This is a genomic window from Streptomyces sp. TLI_146 (genome assembly GCF_002846415.1).
Taxonomy (GTDB): Bacteria; Actinomycetota; Actinomycetes; order Streptomycetales; family Streptomycetaceae; genus Streptomyces.
The window spans coordinates 756,644-776,504 of sequence record NZ_PJMX01000001.1 but is presented as its reverse complement, the minus strand read 5'-3'; the positions used below and the strand labels follow the sequence as shown (position 1 = coordinate 776,504).

Below are 19,861 nucleotides of genomic sequence, written 5' to 3'. Positions count from 1 at the left end.
TCCGGCGAGTACTGGACGTGTCACCTCGCCCGGAAGCACGGACGGCTCCACCCCACCTCCGACCGGCCCGACTACCAACTCGTGGCCTGATCCACGGACTTCCCCTGAGATACGGCGCGGGTGCGGAGTGTCGCATCCGGGGCCAGCAGGGCGAGGACGGGACGGTTGGCGGCATCGGTTGCTAGCGAGGCCGCGCCCACCACGGCTCCGGGGACGGTGCTCCACTGTGGGGTGTGCCCGGTGCCCAGCGTGACCAGGCTCGTACCGCCGTCGTTGTTGCGGGCGGCCAGCAGCACTCCACCGGGTATGGAGTGCAGGGCGAGCGCGCCATAGCCACGGCTGCCCAGGTCGACGCGTTCGTCGCGCCATGCTCCGCCACCGGCCGGGAGGGTGCTCACCAGCACACGGGCGGTCCTGGCCGCGCGGAAGGCGAGAAGAAGCGAGCCGTCGGGCCGGGCCAGCGCGGTGGGCGGATCGGCTGGGGCGGGCAGCCCGGTCGGTACGAGGACGAACGGTCCCCCCGGGCTCCGCTGCGCCCAGTGGCGAACGGTGTGGTGTCCGGCGCCGAAGACATGGACAACCCCCTTGGCGTCCGTGACGGCGCTGAGTCCCTCCTGGACCTCGGCGCCGCCCAGGTCCGACCAGTCGCTCCAGGTGCCGCCGACTGGCTGGCTGCGGACGGAGACCCCCTTGGCCCAGTTGCGTACGAACAGCCAGGTGGTGCCATCGGCGCCGCGGGTCACGACGGGCCCGCCGACCCGGCGGCCGTGCTCGGCGTCGCGGTCGGGGGTGCCCAGCGAGACCCAGGCGCCAAACGGCCCGCCCTGCTGCGTCTGCTCCGTCGTGACGATCTCGCGCCGGTTGTCGTTCGCCCTTGCACCGAGGGAGACGACGCGCTCGGCGAACAGCTGCCAGCGGCCGTCCCGTGTCGGCGAGGCCGTCAGGCCCGGCAGCAGCCCCTTGCCGGCCAGCAGCTTCGGAGCGGTCCACTGTCCGCCGCCGGGCTCGGTCTCCTGCCACATGGCCGCCTGCCCGCCGAGGACGGCGAACGCGGTCAGCCGCCCGTCGGCGCCCTGCCGCAGCTGCGGGGCGGCGGTGGGGTAGCGCAGCGAGGTGCGCTGGAGCCAGCCGGTGCCGTACGAGCGGTCCCGGCCGACGTCGTAGTCACCGCAGCCGCCGAACTCCTTGTCGTCACAGCCCTTGGGGGAGCCTCCGTAGGCGTTGAGGACGTTGGCCTTGCCGCGGATGACTTGCGCGGGGAGGCCCTGCGGCCAGCGCTCGTTGTAGTAGCCGCGGAAGGCGGTGACGGCGTGGGGGGACCGGTAGCGGTCGAGGGCGGCGTAGGTGAACAGCGCGGCAGCCGTGTGGTCGGGGTGGTCGGAGTAGCCCCGCTGGTCGTGGTGGGCGCGGTGCTTCGCGTCGCGGACCTGCATGTCCGGGTCGGGGTCCATGGTGCGGACGAGGGTGGGCCGGTAGCTGTCCATGAGGTGGACCAGCGCGTCTATCAGTCCGGCGCGGGTGACCTGGTGCGATGCCCGGACGGGGGAGCCGGTGCCCACCAGGGTCCGCGTGACCGTGCGGGGGTCCTCCCAGAGGTGCCGCAGGTCACGGCTGGGGGTTTTGCCGTGGGCGGGGGAGTGCTGGGACACACCGAGGAAGACCAGCCGGATGCCGGGGTGGTGGCTCAGGGAGTCCACTTCTATGGGGGTGCCGTCGGGCAGGGTGGTGACCTGCCTGGTCCAGGGTGCCTTGGTGTCGCCGGTCGCCATGAACGCGTACGCCTGGCGCAGGCCCTGGCGGCGGGCACCGGCGTAGTTGGCGACGTTGGGCTTGGGGGGTTTGCGGCCGGGGATCTTGTTGAAGCCCGCGGCTTCACCGCTGGTCACATAGACGCTGACGAGCTGGTCGTTGGCGTCGATGGACTGCTGGAGCTCGGGGTTCATGAAGTACAGGTCGTCGTCCGGGTGGGCGAGGATCTGCATGACCCGGACACCGTTCGAACCGTCCCGGGCGGCTTGCACCGTGGCGCGCTGGTGGACGGGTGCAGAAGCAACCGTCGACGGGGCGGGAGCGCAGGCCGATATCGCCGCGGAAAGGGCTATGAGACCGGCGACGAGGGCGCGGCGGGCGGGCTGTGGCGGCACGGGAGGTCTTTCGCGGGTGCATGGGCGGGCGGGACGTACGGGGGAGCGAGCACGACTGGGCGGTGCTGGGGCGTGAGCGGCAGAGCTGACGCTACGAAGAGCGCACGTAGATACCCCATCGGCGATGTAACAGTTGTCCGGACATTGGCATGCGAAGTTGTTAAGTCGCCCTGTCCGGCCTTGGCGGCGGGTCTGTCTCGGCGGCATCCGCTTGCCGGCCCGTGTGCGTGAGGCATAGCGCCAAGGCCCGAACTCTCCCGTCGGTGGCCGGAATTCATGCTTGGGGGTGGGCCCGGCACCCGCTCGGGCCCACCCTGCGCGGCCTCCGGGGTGTCAGGAACAGGTGGCCAGGAGGATGGAGATCACGGTGCAGTTGGCCGTGGCGCTGTCGTTGGCGGCGTTGGGGTCGGTGGGAGTGGACGCGGTGCGTGTGGCGGTCACCGACACGCGGCCCAGCGAGAGCAGGTGCAGGGGCACGTCGAAGGACTTGGCCGTGCCGGCACCGCTGGCGATGGCCTCGTAGGTGCAGGTGACGGTCCCCGGGTTGGTGGTGCATCCGGCGGAGAGGCCGGTCGCGGTCGTGCCCCGGGGCAGGGACGCGGTGATGGTGGCCGAGACGGCGGCGTCCGGTCCGGTGTTGTCGGCCGTCAAGGTGTAGCGGAGGTACGGCACCAGGATGCCCAGCTGCGGCCGGGCGGTGAGGTGTACGTCGATGTCCGCAGCGGCCGGGGTGTACGTGAGGGTCACCGAGCCGTCGCCCGAACGCACACCGGTGTGGAAGACGGTGCCGGTCGGACCGTAGCCGCTGCCTCCGCCGCCACCTCCCGAGCCGACGGTGGCGGAGGGGCTGCTCATGATGCCGCCGCCACCTCCGCCGCCGAACCAGCCCCCGCCACCGCCTCCTCCACCGGAGCCACTGGCACCGGCGCCGCCCGTACCTCCGAGGCCCGGGGCTCCGCCTGCCGCGGTGGGGGCACCGTTCGCGCCGAGCCCACCGGCACCGCCCGCACTGGCGGTACCTGCCCCGCCGCCTTCCGCCCCGTCGCTCCCGTTGCCGCCGGCCGTACCGCCGGCGCCGCCTCCGCTGCCGCCGGCCCCGCTGACGGCGGTGCCTATCCAGTTGCCGCCGCCTCCGCCGCCACCGGCCACCACCATCCGGTCGCTCAGGCCGCCCGCGCCCTGACGTACGTCCGAGGCGCCTCCTCCGGCGCCGCCGTCGGCGGCGGGTTCCGTGCCCGAACCTGCGGCGCCCGCGCCGCCGTAGCCGCCCGAGCCGCCGACGTTGATCTGGAGGACCTGTCCCGGCGTGACAGCCAGCCGGCTCTGGGCCTCGCCGCCCAGGCCGCCCGCGCTGCCGCCCTCGGGCCCGTCCTGGCCCTGGGCGCCGAAGGCGTCCACGCTGATCGAGTAGACCTTGTCGGGCACGGTGAAGGACTGGGCGCCGCCGGTGTAGGAGAAGGTGACCGTGGTCGCGGCCAGCGCCGGTGGGGCGAGTGCGACCAGACCGGCGCCGGCGAGCGCGAACGCCATGGTGCCGGGCAGAACCAGTGTGGTCAGCCGCCTGGTCAGGCCGCCTCGGCGCAGCCGCGCTGCCGAGGATCTGCTCTCGCTCGTGCGAAGAGGTCTGTGTGACATGGGGATGGTCCCCTTTCGGAGGGCTGCGACCCTGCCCCGGCGGCCCCCCTCGGGCCGACTGGACGCGGCAGGCCGCCATGGCCCACCGCCCGCTCCTGCCCCAAGCATGAACGGACGCCGGCCCGGTGTTCCGTCCTCGTCAGTTCTCCACCCGTGGTCTTTCGGCCACGGCCCACGCGGAGATCCTGAGGTGAGTCCGCTGCATACCGTTCACAGATCAACGAGCATGGCGCCCCCGAACCTGCGCCGAAAGGAGTCAACAGGCCACAGTCGTGGTCGGCCGGCTCACGTCGCCCGCACTGGCCCCCACGACTCGTAGCAGCAAAGCGGCGGTCACCACCCCTACTCGGTCGTGTGGGTGGGGTAGACCTCGACGTCGGTGTAGGCGCCCTTGATCTTTCCCGCGCGCGTGGGCCACTTCAGGCTCACGGTGTGGGTCTCGTTCGGCGGCGTCACCAGGATGTCGGTCGGGGACGCGAGGCTGTGGCCGGTGGTGTCGATGTCGTAGGCGAGGTTGAAGACAGCGGCCTCGCCGGGCTTGAGGGTGGTGATACGCGGCTGGGCGTGGCCGCGCTGGATGGGGTTCGAGGTGTGGTCGGCGTCCTTGATGTCGACGCCCGCGAAGCCCGTCGCGGAGCAGGTGGTCGAGCCCCGGTTGACCATGGTGATGTCGATCCTGCCGGAGGTCTTGTCGGGCGCGGCGTTGCTGGCGCTGATGGCCAGGTTCGCCGTCTTGCAGAACGAGACCTTGCCGCCGGTTGTCGCCTTGCCGCCGGTCTTCGGTGCGCCGGGGCGCGACGCGGTGTCCTCGCCTAAGCCCGGCTTCGCGGCACCGGTCTGCGAGCCTTGGGAGCTGGAGCCGCTCTCCGACTCCGAGCCACCGTTCGCGGACGAAGGAGACGCGGACGAGGAGCCCTTGGAGGACGAGTCCTTCGCGGAGTCGTCGCTGCCGCAGGCGGTGAGCGAGAGGGTGGCGGCGACGCCGAGGGCTATGAGAGCGGTGCTGCGGGTGTAGTTCACGGTGTTCCCCCTGAAGTGACGCGGTGCGTATGGTCGAAAGTATTTGTATCTCGCACCGAGTCACAGGCGGTCCTCGACGATGTCCTCGTTCTGTCACAGGCGTAAGGGTCTGCCGCTTGGCTCGCCAAGGTGTCGCCGTACGGCCGTCGGTCTGGCCCGAGTTCGGCCACTCGGGCCCTGTCCTCCGAGGTGAACTTGCTCGCCACCGCCGGTCGCCTTCAGCGACCGCATCACCGCCGAAGCCGAGTGAGGGCTGCCTCCGCACGCCTGCGCTCCCTGGGCCGCGCTGCGGGGGTTGTGGATACCTCGCGTGGGCGGAATCGGCGCTACCGGTGGTGCGGAGGCGGCGGTGGTGGGGGCGGGATCGTGGCGATGCCGGGTGCGGTTTCGGGCCATACCAGCAGGACGGGGCAGGGGGCGTGGTCGACGATGAAGCGGCTGGCGGGGCTGAGGCTGCGGGGTCCGAGGTGGGCGCGGTCGCCGTCGCGGGCGAGGATGAGCAGGTCGGCGTCGGCGGAGGCGGCGACGACTTCCCGCTCGACTCGGCCGGTGTGCTCCTGTCTGGTGCATGGGCGGCCCAGACGTTGAGCGGCGTCGGCGAGGAACTGGTCGGCGGAGGCGGTGGCCAGGTGCTCCAGCCTTGTGCCGGGGTCGCGTTCGCGGTGGCCGCGGCCGAGCAGGCCCGCGAAGGCGCCGTGCGCCGCGCCGGGGATGTCGGCCGGGGTGACATGGAGCAGGACGATGTCCGTGCCCTCGGGGGTATGGGTGCGGGCGGCGTCCACGCAGGCGGGCCAGGTGCCCTCGACGATCCAGACCACCACGGCCATGGGGTTCAGCCTCCTCCGATCGCGGTCAGTGAGACCCACAGTGCCAGTACCGCGGCGCCCAGGCTTGCGGGTACGGCGTACAGGCCGAGCCTGGTGAACTCTTTCAGCTCCACCTCGGCGTCGTGGGCGTGCACGATGCGCCGCCACAGCAGGGTGGCCAGCGAACCGGCGTAGGTGAGGTTGGGGCCGATGTTCACTCCGAGGAGCACCGCGAGGACGGCGCCGGGCCCGGCCGCGGTGGTCAGCGGCAGCAGCACCAGCACCGCGGGCAGGTTGTTGATCACGTTGGCCAGCACCGCGGCCAGCACGGCGATGCCCAGCAGCGCGGCAAGGCCCGTCCCATCGGGGATCAGCTTGCCCAGGGCGGTGTCGAGTCCGTTGTCGACGACTGCGCGCACCACGATGCCCAGCGCCAGGACGAAGGCGAGGAACGGCAGCGCGCCGGCGCGCAGGACGGCGGTGGGGGTGGTGCGGCGCTGGGCCAGCGCGCGGACCGCGAGGACGGCGGCGCCCGCCCCGGCGGCCCAGGCGGGGTTGATGTCGAATGCGGAGGTGACCACGAAGCCGGCGAGGGTGCACGCCACCGTGGCCAGGGCGAACACCGGCACCTCGGGTGGCTGGGTGGTGGCCGGGGCCGTGGCGCCGGCGTCCAGATCGGTGGCGAAGAACCGGCGAAAGACGACGTACTCGGCGCCGATGGCCGCCAGCCAGGGCAGTGTCATCAGGGCGGCGAACCGGGTGAAGCTCAGCCCGCTGGCCGCGAACGCCAGCAGGTTGGTCAGGTTGGAGACCGGCAGCAGCAGCGACGCGGTGTTCGACAGGTGGGTGCATGCGTACACGTGTGGCCTGGACCGGGCGCCCAGCCGGGCGGTGGTGGCGAACACCACGGGGGTCAGCAGCACGATGGTGGCGTCCAGGCTGAGCACCGCGGTGATCACCGAGGCGAGGGCGAACACCTGCGCCAGCAAGCGGCGCGGCCGTCCCGCCGCGGTGCGGGCCATCCACGCACCACAGGCGTGGAACAGCCCCTCGTCGTCGCACAGCTGGGCCAGGATGAGCACGGCTGCCAGAAACCCGATCACCGGCCCCAGCCGGGCGGCCTCGTCAGCGGCGTGGTCAAGCGAAATCGCCCCGGTGGCGATGACGACACCGGCGGCCGGGACGGCGACGACCGCCTCCGGCCAGCCGAACGGGCGCATCACCGCGCATGCCAGTACGGCCACAAGGAGAACGGCGGACAGAGCCTCCGCCAGCGCAGTACTCACCGCCTTGTCCTCTCCGGCCGACCGGCCCTTTCGTCCGGTGCGGCGGCAGCAAGATCACTCGGCCTTCTCGGAGAAGATCAGCTTACAGACCGGCTCGAGTGAGGCGAGCCGGGCGGCGCGTTCCTGGTGGGCGGGCGGTCGAGCAGTGCGCGTACCTGATCCGGATCGGGTCCGGAGTCCCCGCCCTCGCGTCGCAATGCGGGTGACGAGCTTGCCGTACTGACGTGGACTCAGACCTGGGATGGGGGTGTCCAGGGCGGCGCCAACGCTGTGGTCACACCAGCTGCACCAAGTGCATCAAACCCGTGACCAGCGGTTACGGGATAGTTCTCAACCGATCCCGGTAACCGTCGAGGCCAAGGACAGGACCAGGGCTCCGAGCGCACCCACGGCGCCGTGGAGTCGCAGCTTGCACCGATCGTCGCTTTGGCGGACATGCAGCGCGGTGGCCCATGCGAAGGTCAGCCCACCGATGATGAACCACGGGCCCCACAGGTAGAGGTACCAACCGGTCAGCCCAGCCAGATCTGGCTCAACAGAGACAACCCCAGCCTTGACCAGCACACCGTGGATGACGAAGAGGCCGCCATGCCACGTGAGCAGGGTCGCCGCGCCGCCGCCGCAGAACACCATGAGCCGACCGATCCGCGAGCCCCGCGGTCGCGTCAGGCCGAGGCCGATCAGTGCCCCGAAGAGCTTCAGGAAGCCGGTCACCAACAGGACGGCCACGAACCACGGCACGCCGTCGCGAGCGAGCTTCACCAACGACGGCGCCACCGTCGACTGCGCGCCGAAGGCATTGCCCGTCGCCCAGACGAAACTGGGTACCGCGAACAGGACCCCCCATGCCGCCGCGGCGTATCCAGGCCAGTTGCTCAGGCGGAGGCGGACTGTCCGATGCCGCACGGGAGGCACGGTGTCGTCCAGGGAATGCATGACTGACATGACTCGATCATGGTCCGCGCCGCGACGACCGTACGTCGTCCGCATGGAGGATCCGCCTCCCCCACGTGGGCTACCTCTCGACGCTGTGTGCGTCGAGAGAAGTCCCTCCTGTCGTCACCGGTGGCGACTTCGGCGCGCGGTGTCGCTGGCCGCTTCTCGCAGGTCAGTCCGTATCCGAATCCGAGCCCTGTCCCCGAAGGAGCGCATTGTTGCGCGCAAAGGAGTCATAGGTCTGAGCGACGGACTTGTCGATCCAGGCGAACACCTGCTGCGCCCGGTCCTTGGGAGACACCGTGGTGCTGTCCTTGTATCCCGGGACCGTCCGGTTGGCGTCCTCCCTGGAATAGAACCTTCCCGGACGCACGAGCTCCTTCCCGTCGCCGCCCTTGGGCGAGCCATGGGGGTAGAGGGTGGCGAAGCAGGTGGCACACGGCCTCTTGGTTCCGCCCAGATACGGCGGCGTCTTGCCGTTGTTGCTCGCGAGGATACGAAGCTCCGCGTGCTGCCCCGACTCGCCTCCGGCGGCGACCACCATGCCCTGGGCGAGAGCGGTCCGCAGAGCAGCGGGCACCGGCGCCGCGCCGCTGTGCATGTCCGACGCCTGGTCGAAGTGCCGGTTGACCCGGTCGATCCTGGCCCTTTCGTCCATCGCGCTGCCCGCCCGCGCCTGGGGGCGGTCGGCGTTGCCGAGCATGTGCCCCAGGGAATCCGTGGCTCCGCCGTTCGCGGCCAGCTCGGCCAGGTGTTCATTGGCGCTCTTGTCATTGGCCGCGACGACGAGCCGACCCGAATCGTCGATCGCCGCCTGCACTTCGATCGGCGGGAGCTTCACGGTCGTCAGATACTCCTTGATGACGGTCGAGATCCACCGCAGCCGTCGGACCTGTGGCTGGTCCTCGTAACCGTGCGCCTTCGCCTTGCCTCTTTCTCTTGTCGCCGCCTCGAAGTCGCCCTCGGGTGTGGATTTCTCGATCTTCCACTTGCCGCCGGACGCGGAGAAATGGCCGCGCAACAGCCGGAGGAACTCCCGATGCCGTCCCACCTGGCCCAGTTTCTTGAGGCGGTCCAGCTCTGCCGAATCGACCGCGTCCTGGCGGTCGAACGCATCCGTCATCGCTTCGTCCAGATCCTCGTCGGACCCGAAGTGGTCGACGTCCATGGCATCGCTCTCCGGTCGCGCGGCGCGCTGCACGAGCTCGGCCCGTACCGGCTCGGCGCCGGAGTCCGCTGCCACCGAGCGCTGCGCGGTGACCGAGGGGGCCGTGGCCACATCCGCGGCGAAGGCGTCGCCCTCCGTGTCCGCTGTCCGCTCGGAGGGCTGGTTGGGGTCGGTGACCTTGAGCCCGGCGCCGTTGTCGGTGCCCGTCTCGGGTTCGCCGTTGAGATTCTTGTTGAGGTGACTGAACTCGTGCCCGATGAGCGCCATGTCCCGGGCCCCGGGCGGGGGGAGGAAGACATGGTTGTCGATGGTGAGGGCCCGGGCGCCCATGGCCTCGATGGCGCGCTGGGCAACCGGACCGTCATGGAGGCGACCACGGGAGAAGTCGGTGCCGAAGAAGGACTCGGCGCTGCCGCGCAGCGGATCGGGGATCTGGCTGCTCTCCGACCTGATCGCCTCGGCGATCAGAGCGCTCTGCGCCTTCGCGGCACCGTCCTCGACGGCGTCGTGACCGCAGCCGGCACCGTGGGTGTGCCGCTCCTCCTTCAACAGGCGCGCGACGACACGGTTGCCCACCTGGCCACTCAGTGCTGTGACCTCGGAGGCGCTCCTGGGGACGCGTGCCGCACTCCCGGGCACGGACACCGCCGAGCGCGAAGGCCGTGCCTTGCTCCCGGTCCTCTCTCCGTGGTCTTCATCGTGCGCGCGCATGGCATGTCCCGATCCTGATCGCCCGAATCGCAGCCGATCGGCAGCACCGGCAGCACTGCGGTGAGGGGTCAGCGTTCGGCCGCGGCTCCCTTCCTCACCGTTGTAGTCGCCGGATATACGCGCGGACAGTGCCGCCGGGGCAGCCTTTCGGGCAGCCCAGCACGTCACCATGGCCCGTACAGAAGCGGCCAGGGTTACTGGGCGCTGCTCCACCCGGTGGTGCCGGAATACGAGTCGACCAGATCCACCACGAAGACCAGCGTCGAACCCGCCGGGATCAACGGCGAGGGCGACTGATTGCCGTAGCCCAGACGCGGGGGAACGATGATCTCGCGCCGGCCGCCGACCTTCATCCCCTTCACCCCCCGGTCCCAGCCCTTGATGACCCTGCCACTGCCCAGGGCGAACTTGAAGGGCTCGCCCCGGTCCCAGGAGGCATCGAACTCCTTCCCGGACTCGAAGGTCACCCCGACGTAGTGGACCTTGACCACCATGCCCGGCTTCACCTCCGGCCCCTCCCCGACGACCAGGTCCCGGATGGTCAGCTCAGTAGGAGCGTCACCCTCCGGAACGTCGACCGCGGGCTTCGTCAGTTCACTCATTGCAGCCTCATCACGCTTCATCGAAAGCCCGCGCACGAACCGACCAGGCACACACGGACCAACCAGGCACACATGGACACCCCATGCAGCAGGTGGCCACGCTACCGAGAATGCTGCTCCCCGGAGCGCACCGCATCCAGCGCCCGCCCACGCCTGGTGATCTTTCGCGCAGCAGATGAACCCGACCTCCATGCACGGGTCACGCAGCAATCGCCCGAACGAGACGAGATGAGGCGAGATGAGGCGAGGCGAGACACAGATGCAGCCCCTGACTGGCAGGCTGGCCTGATGACGTGCGTGCGCCGATGACATCAGGCGCCGCTCGTCGCACACTGCCGGTGAGTCGCACACTGCCCGTGGAGGGAGAGCCGCCTTGCTGCGATGCGGGGTCCGACAGATGCTGTGGGCGGGGTGCACGGCACTCGGCATGGTCGTCAGCGTGCTGCCCCTGGCGGCAGAGACGGCACGGGCAGTTCCGGCGCCGACCGGCTCCTTGGGGAGGACGGATCCGGCGCACACCGATGTCCTGTTCGTCGGAGCCCACCCCGATGACGAGTCGTCATCCTTGGCCACCTTCGGCCAGTGGCAGGAGCGGCGAGGCCTGAGTACCGGCGTCGTCACGATCACCCGGGGCGAGGGCGGTGGGAACGCGGTCGGTACCGAAGAGGGGGCGGCTCTCGGCCTGATCCGTGAGGGCGAGGAGCGCAAGGCCGTACGGCGGGCCGGCATCCGCAATGTCTTCTATCTGGACAAGCCGGATTTCTGGTACACACTCTCCGCTCCGCTGACCGCCACGGTCTGGAACCCCTCGTCCCAGCCGGCGACGGACACGCTCTCGCGGCTCGTCCGGCTGATCCGGGCGACCACCCCGCGCGAAGTGGTGGTCATGGATCCGCGCCCGTTCCGCCAGCACGGCGGACACCAGGAGGCGGCACGGCTGGCTGTCGAGGCGTTCCGGCTCGCGGGCGACCCCACCGCCTTCCCCGGGCAGATCACACGGGAGAAGTACGCGGCCTGGAAACCGTCCCGACTGCTCGCCACGAACGGCGGTTTCCCGGGGCCCGTGGGGGAGAAGTGCAGCAAGTACCGGGCCAAGGACCCGCACACCGGGCTCCCCGTCATCGGTGTGTGGACCGGCACGACAGCGCGCAGACACGCGGGAAAGACCTGGGCGCAGATCGAGCGGGACGCCACCCGCGAGTACGCCACCCAGGGCTTCGCCGCCCTGCCGCCGACGGTCGAAACCCCACGGGCGAAGCTGCCCTGCGAGTGGTTCACCGTCCTGGCCGACAGCCGTACACCACAGGCTCCCGCCACACGCGAACAGCCGGGCCTGCGCCCGCTGTACGCCGACTTCCGCGCCTGGGCCCAGCGGATGCGGATGCCTTGGCTCGCCAACGACGCCCAGCCCGCGTATCCGGCCAACCCCTCCGCCAGCGCGCCCTCCGTGGCCGAGGCTCCGGTCGTGGATGGTGTCGCCGGACCAGGGGAGTACCCCGGTCCGGCGCTGCGGCTCAGCCACTGGGAGGGCCAGCGATGTGCCGACGAGAAGGACTGCGCGGCGGACGTCCGCTTCTCGCGCCGGGCCGATGACCTGTATGTGTTCGTCCGGGTCACCGACGACATCAAGGGGTACGCGCTGGACGCCGCGGCCGACTGCAAACGCCACTGGCGCACCGACGCCGTCGAGATCGCCCTCGACCCGCAAGGCCGCTCCGACGACACCTCGACCACTTTCAAGACAGGCATCCTGCCCTTCACCAAGGATGGCGGGGGACCCTGCGCGGAACGCGACGCCGACAACCGCCAGGGACCCGCGAGCCGCACCGCCCCGGACCTGGCCGTCGCCTCCGCCGTGACCGATCCGTACAAGGGGTACGCGGTCGAGGTCAGGATTCCGCTCGATGCCCTGCCCGCCCCCGCCGATCCTGAACGGCTGGCGGTCAACATCCTCCTCTATGACTCCGATACGGCGGACCGGACGGGGCAGACGCGTCTGGCCTGGTCCCCGTTCGGCAGCGCCCAGGCCGATCCCTACGTCTGGGGCACCTTGAGCCTGCCCGGATACGTCCCGCCGCCCGACCAACCCGTGCAGCCCGCGCGGATCCCGCAGGACGCCGCCCGGAGCAGCCGCTCCACGGCATCCGTCGAGCAGGCCCGGCGCACCGGTGTGCCTCTCGCGGGCGGTCCGCGACGACCACGGCAAGAGGGCTGATCACCGGCTCGTATCGAGACCGCCCACCGCGATCGGGCAGGCGCTACCGGGAGCCGTGCGGAAAGTCCCAGCAGTCAGGTATTTCTACCTGAGCCGGTGTCCCACTGACTCACGCCCGCTTGCCAGCAGTTGTGTGCGTGTCAGGTCAAGGGAGAGGGCGTGGTGGCACGGGTGAGGGCGGCATTCGTTTGGCTTCTGTCGATTGGACTGCGGGCCACCACCGGCCGCGTCCGCATAGCCGTGCCCAGCGAGGAGAAACCCGGCTGGTGGGACATCTTCGCGTGCACCGGCAATGTCATCACCAGCAACAACAAGGACATGGTCGCCACCGCACGGCACTGCATTCCCCACGACGACCAGGGGCGCATCAATCCGCAGACCGAGTACGAGTTCACCCCCGGCTACTACGTGGACGCCAACGGCGAGCACGCCCCCTACGGCAAGTGGACCATCCGTGGCCTCGGGGTCGTCGGGAGACTCACGGGCCCCGCCCCGCAGACCGACGACACGGCGTTCCTGGCGCTCAACACCCAGAACGGCACCCACGTCCAGGACGCCGTCGGTGCTTCCGGCTACCAGTTCAACATCGGCTCGCTGCCGCGACAGGTCGTGTTCGCGGGCATACCCGGCAGCAGCAACCAGTTCCACATGCGTGTCAAGCAGCCCTACTGGGGTTGCGACAACCCGCCGCAGATCATGGGCAGCGGCGGCCCCTGCACCGGCGACAGCGACCTTTCCGGCGGCGCGAGCGGCGGCCCCTCCTCAACGGCGACACCCTCCACAGCGGGCCCATCCAGATCGGCGACTACTCCGGGAGCGCCGGCAACGACCCCGGCGCCGCGGCCTGGCGCGACGCCGCCCTCGCCGTCTTCAGCAATATGCGGGGCACCAACGGCCAGCCTGCCCACAACAAGGTCACGACCCTGACCAACTGGAACAACAACCTGGCGGACCTGTACCAGTACAGCACCGCCAACGGCACTGCCATCTACGGCTACCACTCCACCGGAACCGAGAACCAGCAGTGGCATCTGTGGGACCAGGGCGGCGGCTACTTCCTCATCGAGAACCGCTACACCGAGCGCAGCGGTCTCACCGGAGCCAACGCCCGGGTGCTGGACTACAACTTCTCCAACGACACCGCCCGGTCGCACCAGGGTGAACGGCAGCGGGTCCGGGTCCGACAACCAGCTCTGGCGGTTCCGCGCCACTCCCAACCGCCCCGGCTGGTACAGCATCCGCAGCAAGCAGGGCGACCTGTGCCTGAACGCCCCCACGGGCGAGGGCCAGTTGACGGCCCCTCCTGCACCACCGCGGACGGCCTCGACTCCATGCAGTGGAAGCTCCAGTAGAGGAAACAAGCGGTCGCCCGCTTCCGCTGTGGTCCAGCCGCAGCGGAAGCGGGTCAGCGGTGCGTCACTCGTCGAAGCGCGTGCTCGAGACGCGCCGTAGGATCCAGCGGCGCGAGGGGTCCGTGTCGCAGGTGAATTGCACGAGCGGGACGTTGTTGTCGGTGGAGACGCCTCCCGCGACGGTCATGCACTTGCGGGTCTGCGCGTTCACGAGCTGGTATGAGCTGCCGTTCCCATTGGTGACGTACCAGCGGCGTGACGGGTGCGTGTCGCAGTTGAACTGGACGAGTTCAACGTTGTTCTCCGTGGAGACGCCGCCTGCAACTGTCGCGCACTTGCGGGTCTGTCCATTGACGAACTGCCTGCCATTGCCGTTGTTGTTGCTGATGAACCAGTGGCGTGAGGGGTGCGTGTCGCAGTTGAACTGGACGAGTCTGACATTGTTGTCGGTGGAGACACCGCCCGCGACTGTCGCGCACTTGCCGGTCTCCGCGTTGACGAGCTGGAAATCTCCCGTTATCCCTGCCGGGGTATCGGGAGAGGCCGGATGGCCAACCGCAGCATCGGGCCAGAACAGGATGCCCGCGGCCACAAGCGCTGTCGAGGCCGTCAAAAGACGGCGAGTCCGAGTGTTTTTGCGCATGGTGATGCTCCTCTCGTGACTCTACGAGAGAGGTGAGAAAGACGTTGGCTCGTCGAGCAGGCCCGTTCCAGGGCTCTGCGACTGTGGCTGACGGACTCCAGCCGTGACAGAGGGCCACCGATAGCGCCGCGGCAATCCCTTCCAGGGAAGCACGGCGAGCACGGATCGGCATCTGGTACCGGCTGCCGAACGCGCGTGGGTGTTGAGGTGTGGCGACAGGGACACCTGGCTGCCGACCGCGTCCCTGCCTCAATGGACCTCCGCGTACACCTCCGTCCACCCGCCGGGGTAGCCGCCGTCGCGGCTACCCCTCAGGTTGACCCCCACCGGCTGGCCCCAGGCGGCCGACTGGCGATCGAGATCGGCCCAGGCGGACCTTGGGCCGGAATCAGAAGGCGGGCGCCCTCGGCACGCAGGGAGCCGCCGGCGCTGAGGGGTCCAGGGCCTGCTTGACCAGTCCGATCACACGCGGGCTGTACGACATGCTCAGATGGGCGGAGAGGTCGACGAAACAGCCTTCCTGCAAGGTGATGTTCTGCACCGTTGCTCCCGGGCCCGCCGTCATGAACGTGCTCTGCCAGGGGGTGGTGATCTCGTCGTACTTCGTGGCGATCACGGTGTAGTCGACCCCGGGAACGGTGTCCCCGTCGGCGTTGAGCTCCTTGATGAAGTCGGATTTCACGTACTGCTGGACGCCCGCCTTCCCGAGGGGCTTCTCCCCGGACTTCAGTATGTGGAGCTTGTCGGCGAGGGTCTCGATACCGCTCATGGTGGTGCCGTGATTGGTCGCGCCGAGTTGGATGACCTTCTTGACCTTGTTCTTCGAGGGATCGGCCGGGTTCGCGCCTCCGTCGGCCTTGAGGTACCAGCGGGACAGGGTCCCGCCCTGGGAGTGGCCGACGAGGTCCACCTGGCCGGAGCCGCTGGCGGCGATCACCTTGTCCACGAAGGAGGCCAGCTCCTTGGAGGAGTCCTTGATGTCTCCGTAGCCCTTGACGGTGGGAGCGAGAGCCACCCCGGCGTCGTCGGTGTCGCCGAAGTCGAGGGCGTATACGCAGTAGCCCTGGGCCTTCAGCTCGGGGGACATCCGGGACCAGTTGTTGTAGCGGTTCTCGTAGGTGCCGTGGACCAGGACGACGGGACGCGGGTGGGCGGCGCTGGGACGGCAGTTCCAGTCGTTGGCGCCCGGCGGATCGATGTCGAGACGGAGGATCGAATAGACCATGGCGGGAAGGAAATTGCCCTGCTCCGGGCCGGTCTCCGCTGCCGCGGACGTGGAGGTGGCCAAGACCGTCGCCGCGGCGGCGGCACAGATGGCGGTGACGTATCTAGGTATGTGCAAGACGGCTCCTGAGTAGTGCGGAACTCGGACCACGCGCGATATTTCCCATGAGTGCCGACCGAGGAGGGAACCCCGGGTGACTGACCTCCCCCGGCGTCCCCACCGGTTGACGCACCGTCACCTCCCGGATCCGGCAACGCCCGAGGAGGATCCCGGACCGTCGGCCGCGTGTCCGGGCGACCTCCGGCCCTCGGCGTGCACATCGAGGCGAAAAGCTCTAAAGGGAGGGAAGCACAGGCGCGTACTCACGCCTCGCGAACAATCGGATCATCACACCAGTCACACCCAGCCATCACATTTAGCGTCTTGAGGTCCTCGGCCGGTATCTGACGCCGCTGCCTGCACAGCCGGAACTGTGCGTTACGGAACTGACGGGTTGTCACGGCGCACGGCGGGGCCGTTGTTTGATGCGTGAGCCTTCCAGGCACAAGATCCACGCGCTACGTTCCCGGCTCCCCCATGGAAGGAGCCCTCTCGTGGCACCGATGAGACGCGCCATCAGCACGTCTGTGCTCACCCTGGCCCTGGTGATACCCCTGGCATACGGTACGGCGCAGGCATCCCCGGCCGCGCACCACGTCCGTCCCGCCGACAGCACGGTCACGAGCTCGCGGGTGCTGGCGGTACCGGGCACGGTCAACGCCCGGGACGTCGGCGGCTACCGCACGTACGACGGCAAGACCACCCGCTGGGGTGTGCTGTACCGCTCGGAGACCCTGTCGAAGCTGCCGCCCGAGGGCGTGAACGCGCTCGCCGGCCTGGGGCTGGGCAGCGTGATCGACCTGCGTACCGGGCCCGAGGTGCAGGCTGACGGCGTCGACCGGCTTCCGACTGGTGTGACCTCCATCGTCCAGCCGGTCGACGACACGTCGCTGTTCGCGTTCATCGGCATGGTGGTGCGCAGCAAGGACCCCGTGTACCAGCAGCAGCAACTCGGCGGAGGAAAGGCCGAAGCGAGGATGGAAGCGCTCTACCGTGCTTTCGTCACCAACCCGGCGAACCGGGCCGCGCTCGGGACAGCGATCCGCACCGTGGCGAACGCGAACAAGCCCTTGATGTTCCACTGCTCCGCCGGGAAGGACCGCACCGGAATCCTCGCGGACACGATCCTGCGCGCGGTCGGCGTTCCGGCCTCCACGTCCGAGGGCGACTACCTCCTCAGCAATCAACTCCGCGCGGCATCGGACGCCGCACTGAAGAGCCAGCTCAAGGCCGCGGGGTTCATGCAGGACCCGGACCTGCTCGACCCTTTGCTTCAGGTGCGCAGCAGCTACCTGGGGGCGTTCAGGGCGCAGACGGTGGCCGACTACGGAAGCTTCGGCGCCTTCCTTACGGAAGGGCTCGGGCTCGATGCGGTCACCTTGTTCAAGCTGCGGTCCCGCATCGTCGGCTGATCCCCGGAAGCGAGCGTCTGCTGGCGAACGGCTACCGTGGCCACGGGCGTGGTAGCCGGTCCCGTCACAGGTTGGGCTCGCTCACGGTGACGGGACACAGCGGGGCGTACGTACGCGGTTGTCGTCAGCCGGGTTGGAAGAACGCGAGCATTTTCTGGGCGGCATCCGGCGACATCATCAGTTCCTGCAGGTCCGCGGACATCCGGGCGGCAGCGCCGGTGCGTTCGAACATCTCGCTTTCGTATTCTTTGACGGCGGCGGGATGGTCGTCCGGGTGCGCGGCCAGCGCGAGGCCGAGCAGAGCGCCGTCGAGCAGCGCCATGTTGGCTCCTTCACCCACTGGCGGCATCAGGTGCGCGGCATCGCCGATCAGCGTGACGCCCCGCGTCGACGGCCAGGTCAGGCCAACGGGGAGCGTGTTGATCGACCGGGGCAGGACCGTGTCGTCGCAGGCTGCGATCAGTGCGGTGAACCGCGAGTCCCAGCCGCTGAGTTCCTCGATCAGCCGCGCCCGGGCGGCGGCCGGATCGTCGAAGGTGATCCCGCTGGTGGCGAACCAGTCCTCGGCGGTGTTGTAGAAGCTGAGGCCGATGCGAACGCGGCCGTCGCCGTTGCGCTGTGCTGCCAGGGATTTCCCGTCGCCGAGCACCCAGTAGTTGCCGCGCCCGACCATCGCCGCGAGGTCGGGGTGGGTGCGGTCGATATCGGGTATGCCGAGTTCGACGACGTTCTGGCCGATGTGCGTCGGTCGAGCGTCGGTGAGCAGTGAACGGACTCGGGAGTTCGCGCCGTCGGCGCCGACCAACAGGTCGTACGTCGCACTGCTGCCGTCGGCGAAGTGCAGCACGCCGTTGTCGGCGGACTCGAACGCGTGCCCCCAGCGCACCGCGTGCTCAGGAAGGGAGTCCAGCAGCAGGTTGCGCAGGTCGGCACGGTCTACTTCGGGTCGCTCAAGCGGGGCGTCCTCGGGAGTGTCCTCCTGTAGCAGCAGGGTGCCGTCCGGCTCCAGGAGCCGCATGTCCTGCCCCTCACCACGGGCGATCGCGTGGAACTGGTCGATCAGACCAGCCGCACGCAGCGCCCGCTGCCCGGAGTGGATGTCGAGCATGCCGCCCTGACCGCGCGCATCACGCGACGACTCGCGTTCGTACACCACCGCGTCGATGGCGTTCACGTGCAGTACCCGGGCCAGGGCCAGGCCGCCCAGGCCGGCTCCGACGATGGCGATGGTCATAGCTGCCCCCGATTCACTGTATTGTTCAATACACTGTATCGCTCCCAACGCTGTATTGTCGTCGGCATGTTGGTGTGGGAGCGGCCGGAGCCGCCGGAGCGACCGATGCCGGCCCCGCTGAGCAGGGAGCGGATCGTCCAGGCGGCGATCCAACTCGCCGATGCGGACGGCCTGGACGGGGTGTCGCTGCGCAAGGTCGCCGCGGTGTTGAACGTCGGCCCGATGCGGCTGTACGGCTACATCGCCACCAAGGAGGAGCTGCTCGACCTGATGGTCGACGCGGTCCACGCGGAGATCCAGCCGGCCGGAGACAGTTGGCGAGAGGTGCTGCGTTCCCTTGCCGAGACCACCCGGCAGGCCGCCCACCGGCACGAATGGCTCGCCGATTTGCTCGGCGGGCGGCCCCAGCTCGGGCCGAACACGCTGGCCAGCGGAGAGGCCGTGCTGGCCGCGATGGGCGGTGTCGACCTGGACACGGTCGTACCGGCGGTCGCCGCGGTCAATGCGTACGTGATCGGCGCGGTACGGCGGGAGATCACCGAGCGGCGCGCCGAGCGGGTCTCCGGGATGGACCAGGAGCAGTGGCAGGCCACCTTCGGGCCTTATCTCCAGCGGACCTTCGACACCGGCCGATTTCCCGCGCTGGCCTCCTTCGTCCACGACGGCCCCCACCTGGACGCCGACCAAACCTTCCGGACCGGCCTCGACTTCCTCCTCGACGGCATCGAGGCCCGCGTCTCAAGCTGACGCGCGGTCGGGGGGCGTAGTGCGGCCCGGGGCCAGGGTGCCGCCCCGACCGTGGCCGACATGCCCTTCCGGCTGACGTCGGGGCCGGTCCGAAACCCCTTGGAGGCTCGGGGACCGGCTTGCTGAAATGGGAGACGGCCGCTGTCGGAGTCGAAGGGATGCGGCGATGACCGAGATCAGACTGCACCTGTCGGTGCGCGGCCTCACCGACGCGGACCTGCCGAACTGGGCGTCGAGGAGCGCAATCCGCGCGCCCGAGCCCTCTACGAACGCCTGGGCTACCGGGCCTTCGGCCGCGAGCTCGACTCCTGGGACGTGGAGGCGGAGGACGGCTCGCTCCAGCGGTACGAGACGATGTGCACGCTGATGCGCAAGGACCTGGCGTGACGCTGGATCAGCAGATGTGTGTGATTCACCGTCCCTGCGGCCGTGTCGGCCAGAGCAGCGCCTGAGCGACGATGACTCTCTCGCCGTTGAAGGAGATGGCGGGGCCTTCATACAGTTCGTAGCCAAGACCGATCGCTTCGCTCACACGGTGGCAGAACGTGGCGTCGTCCGGCCCGGTCAAGACTCGGTAGATGGGCAGTCCGTTTGGTGGCGTGCTCATGAGGTGAAGGATGCCAGAC

The 19,861-nt window shown here is 69.5% G+C and carries 17 protein-coding genes and 1 pseudogene; 6 read left to right on the top strand and 12 right to left on the bottom strand.

What is annotated here, in order from left to right; all coding sequences use genetic code 11:
• Nucleotides 1-71: 71 nt before the first annotated feature.
• From BX283_RS03525 to BX283_RS03490, 8 genes are all read right to left on the bottom strand, one after another.
• Complete coding sequence (locus tag BX283_RS03525; RefSeq protein ID WP_257581862.1) at nucleotides 72-1,982, bottom strand: PIG-L family deacetylase; 1,911 nt, start codon at nucleotides 1,980-1,982, stop codon at nucleotides 72-74.
• 495 nt (nucleotides 1,983-2,477) lie between these two features.
• Entirely contained in the window at nucleotides 2,478-3,779 is a 1,302-nt protein-coding gene (locus BX283_RS40445; RefSeq protein WP_180357032.1) for a DUF11 domain-containing protein, read from the bottom strand.
• 342 nt (nucleotides 3,780-4,121) lie between these two features.
• The gene (locus BX283_RS03515; RefSeq protein ID WP_101386194.1) at nucleotides 4,122-4,799 is read right to left on the bottom strand and encodes a DUF4232 domain-containing protein; all 678 of its coding nucleotides are present in this window, start codon (nucleotides 4,797-4,799) and stop codon (nucleotides 4,122-4,124) included.
• Between the two features lie 326 nt (nucleotides 4,800-5,125).
• The gene (locus tag BX283_RS03510; protein WP_101386193.1) at nucleotides 5,126-5,626 is read right to left on the bottom strand and encodes a universal stress protein; all 501 of its coding nucleotides are present in this window, start codon (nucleotides 5,624-5,626) and stop codon (nucleotides 5,126-5,128) included.
• A gap of 5 nt (nucleotides 5,627-5,631) precedes the next feature.
• Entirely contained in the window at nucleotides 5,632-6,891 is a 1,260-nt protein-coding gene (locus tag BX283_RS03505; protein WP_101386192.1) for an SLC13 family permease, read from the bottom strand.
• Between the two features lie 330 nt (nucleotides 6,892-7,221).
• A complete protein-coding gene (locus BX283_RS03500; RefSeq protein ID WP_101392104.1) occupies nucleotides 7,222-7,827 on the bottom strand; it encodes a DUF3995 domain-containing protein in 606 nt (201 codons plus the stop codon).
• A 172-nt stretch (nucleotides 7,828-7,999) separates the two neighbouring features.
• A complete protein-coding gene (locus BX283_RS03495) occupies nucleotides 8,000-9,877 on the bottom strand; it encodes a DUF4157 domain-containing protein (RefSeq protein WP_101386191.1) in 1,878 nt (625 codons plus the stop codon).
• Between the two features lie 23 nt (nucleotides 9,878-9,900).
• Entirely contained in the window at nucleotides 9,901-10,308 is a 408-nt protein-coding gene (locus tag BX283_RS03490) for an FKBP-type peptidyl-prolyl cis-trans isomerase (RefSeq protein ID WP_101386190.1), read from the bottom strand.
• Between the two features lie 373 nt (nucleotides 10,309-10,681).
• On the opposite strand from BX283_RS03490, the gene BX283_RS03485 reads away from it, so the two are divergent.
• The 3 genes from BX283_RS03485 (at nucleotide 10,682) to BX283_RS03475 (ending at nucleotide 13,875) form a co-directional block, all read left to right on the top strand.
• Nucleotides 10,682-12,523: a sugar-binding protein gene (locus tag BX283_RS03485; RefSeq protein WP_257581857.1), complete on the top strand. Its 1,842-nt coding sequence runs from the start codon at nucleotides 10,682-10,684 to the stop codon at nucleotides 12,521-12,523.
• A 159-nt stretch (nucleotides 12,524-12,682) separates the two neighbouring features.
• Nucleotides 12,683-13,450: a trypsin-like serine protease gene (locus BX283_RS39975; protein ID WP_143676370.1), complete on the top strand. Its 768-nt coding sequence runs from the start codon at nucleotides 12,683-12,685 to the stop codon at nucleotides 13,448-13,450.
• Nucleotides 13,402-13,875, top strand: coding sequence for an RICIN domain-containing protein (locus BX283_RS03475; RefSeq protein WP_143676369.1), 474 nt, complete (start codon nucleotides 13,402-13,404; stop codon nucleotides 13,873-13,875). Before BX283_RS39975 ends, BX283_RS03475 begins: the two co-directional genes overlap by 49 nt.
• Nucleotides 13,876-13,939: 64 nt before the next feature.
• On the opposite strand, the gene BX283_RS03470 is transcribed toward BX283_RS03475, so the two are convergent.
• Entirely contained in the window at nucleotides 13,940-14,518 is a 579-nt protein-coding gene (locus BX283_RS03470; protein WP_101386186.1) for an RICIN domain-containing protein, read from the bottom strand.
• A 388-nt stretch (nucleotides 14,519-14,906) separates the two neighbouring features.
• Nucleotides 14,907-15,860 (bottom strand): triacylglycerol lipase, encoded by a 954-nt coding sequence (locus BX283_RS03465; protein ID WP_101386185.1) that lies wholly within the window; start codon nucleotides 15,858-15,860, stop codon nucleotides 14,907-14,909.
• A 509-nt stretch (nucleotides 15,861-16,369) separates the two neighbouring features.
• On the opposite strand from BX283_RS03465, the gene BX283_RS03460 reads away from it, so the two are divergent.
• The gene (locus BX283_RS03460) at nucleotides 16,370-17,254 is read left to right on the top strand and encodes a tyrosine-protein phosphatase (RefSeq protein ID WP_180357031.1); all 885 of its coding nucleotides are present in this window, start codon (nucleotides 16,370-16,372) and stop codon (nucleotides 17,252-17,254) included.
• A gap of 124 nt (nucleotides 17,255-17,378) precedes the next feature.
• Here BX283_RS03460 and BX283_RS03455 read toward each other — a convergent pair whose 3' ends face one another.
• Nucleotides 17,379-18,488 carry an NAD(P)/FAD-dependent oxidoreductase gene (locus tag BX283_RS03455; RefSeq protein ID WP_101386183.1) on the bottom strand — a complete coding sequence of 370 codons (1,110 nt, stop codon included), beginning with the start codon at nucleotides 18,486-18,488 and terminating at the stop codon, nucleotides 17,379-17,381.
• 66 nt (nucleotides 18,489-18,554) lie between these two features.
• Here BX283_RS03455 and BX283_RS03450 point away from each other — a divergent pair, with 66 nt between their 5' ends.
• Complete coding sequence (locus BX283_RS03450; RefSeq protein WP_101386182.1) at nucleotides 18,555-19,235, top strand: TetR/AcrR family transcriptional regulator; 681 nt, start codon at nucleotides 18,555-18,557, stop codon at nucleotides 19,233-19,235.
• Between the two features lie 216 nt (nucleotides 19,236-19,451).
• Nucleotides 19,452-19,622, top strand: a pseudogene (locus tag BX283_RS41380) (GNAT family N-acetyltransferase); the annotation flags it as partial.
• 25 nt (nucleotides 19,623-19,647) lie between these two features.
• On the opposite strand, the gene BX283_RS03440 reads toward BX283_RS41380, so the two are convergent.
• Nucleotides 19,648-19,842, bottom strand: coding sequence for a DUF1737 domain-containing protein (locus BX283_RS03440; RefSeq protein WP_101386181.1), 195 nt, complete (start codon nucleotides 19,840-19,842; stop codon nucleotides 19,648-19,650).
• Nucleotides 19,843-19,861: the final 19 nt, after the last annotated feature.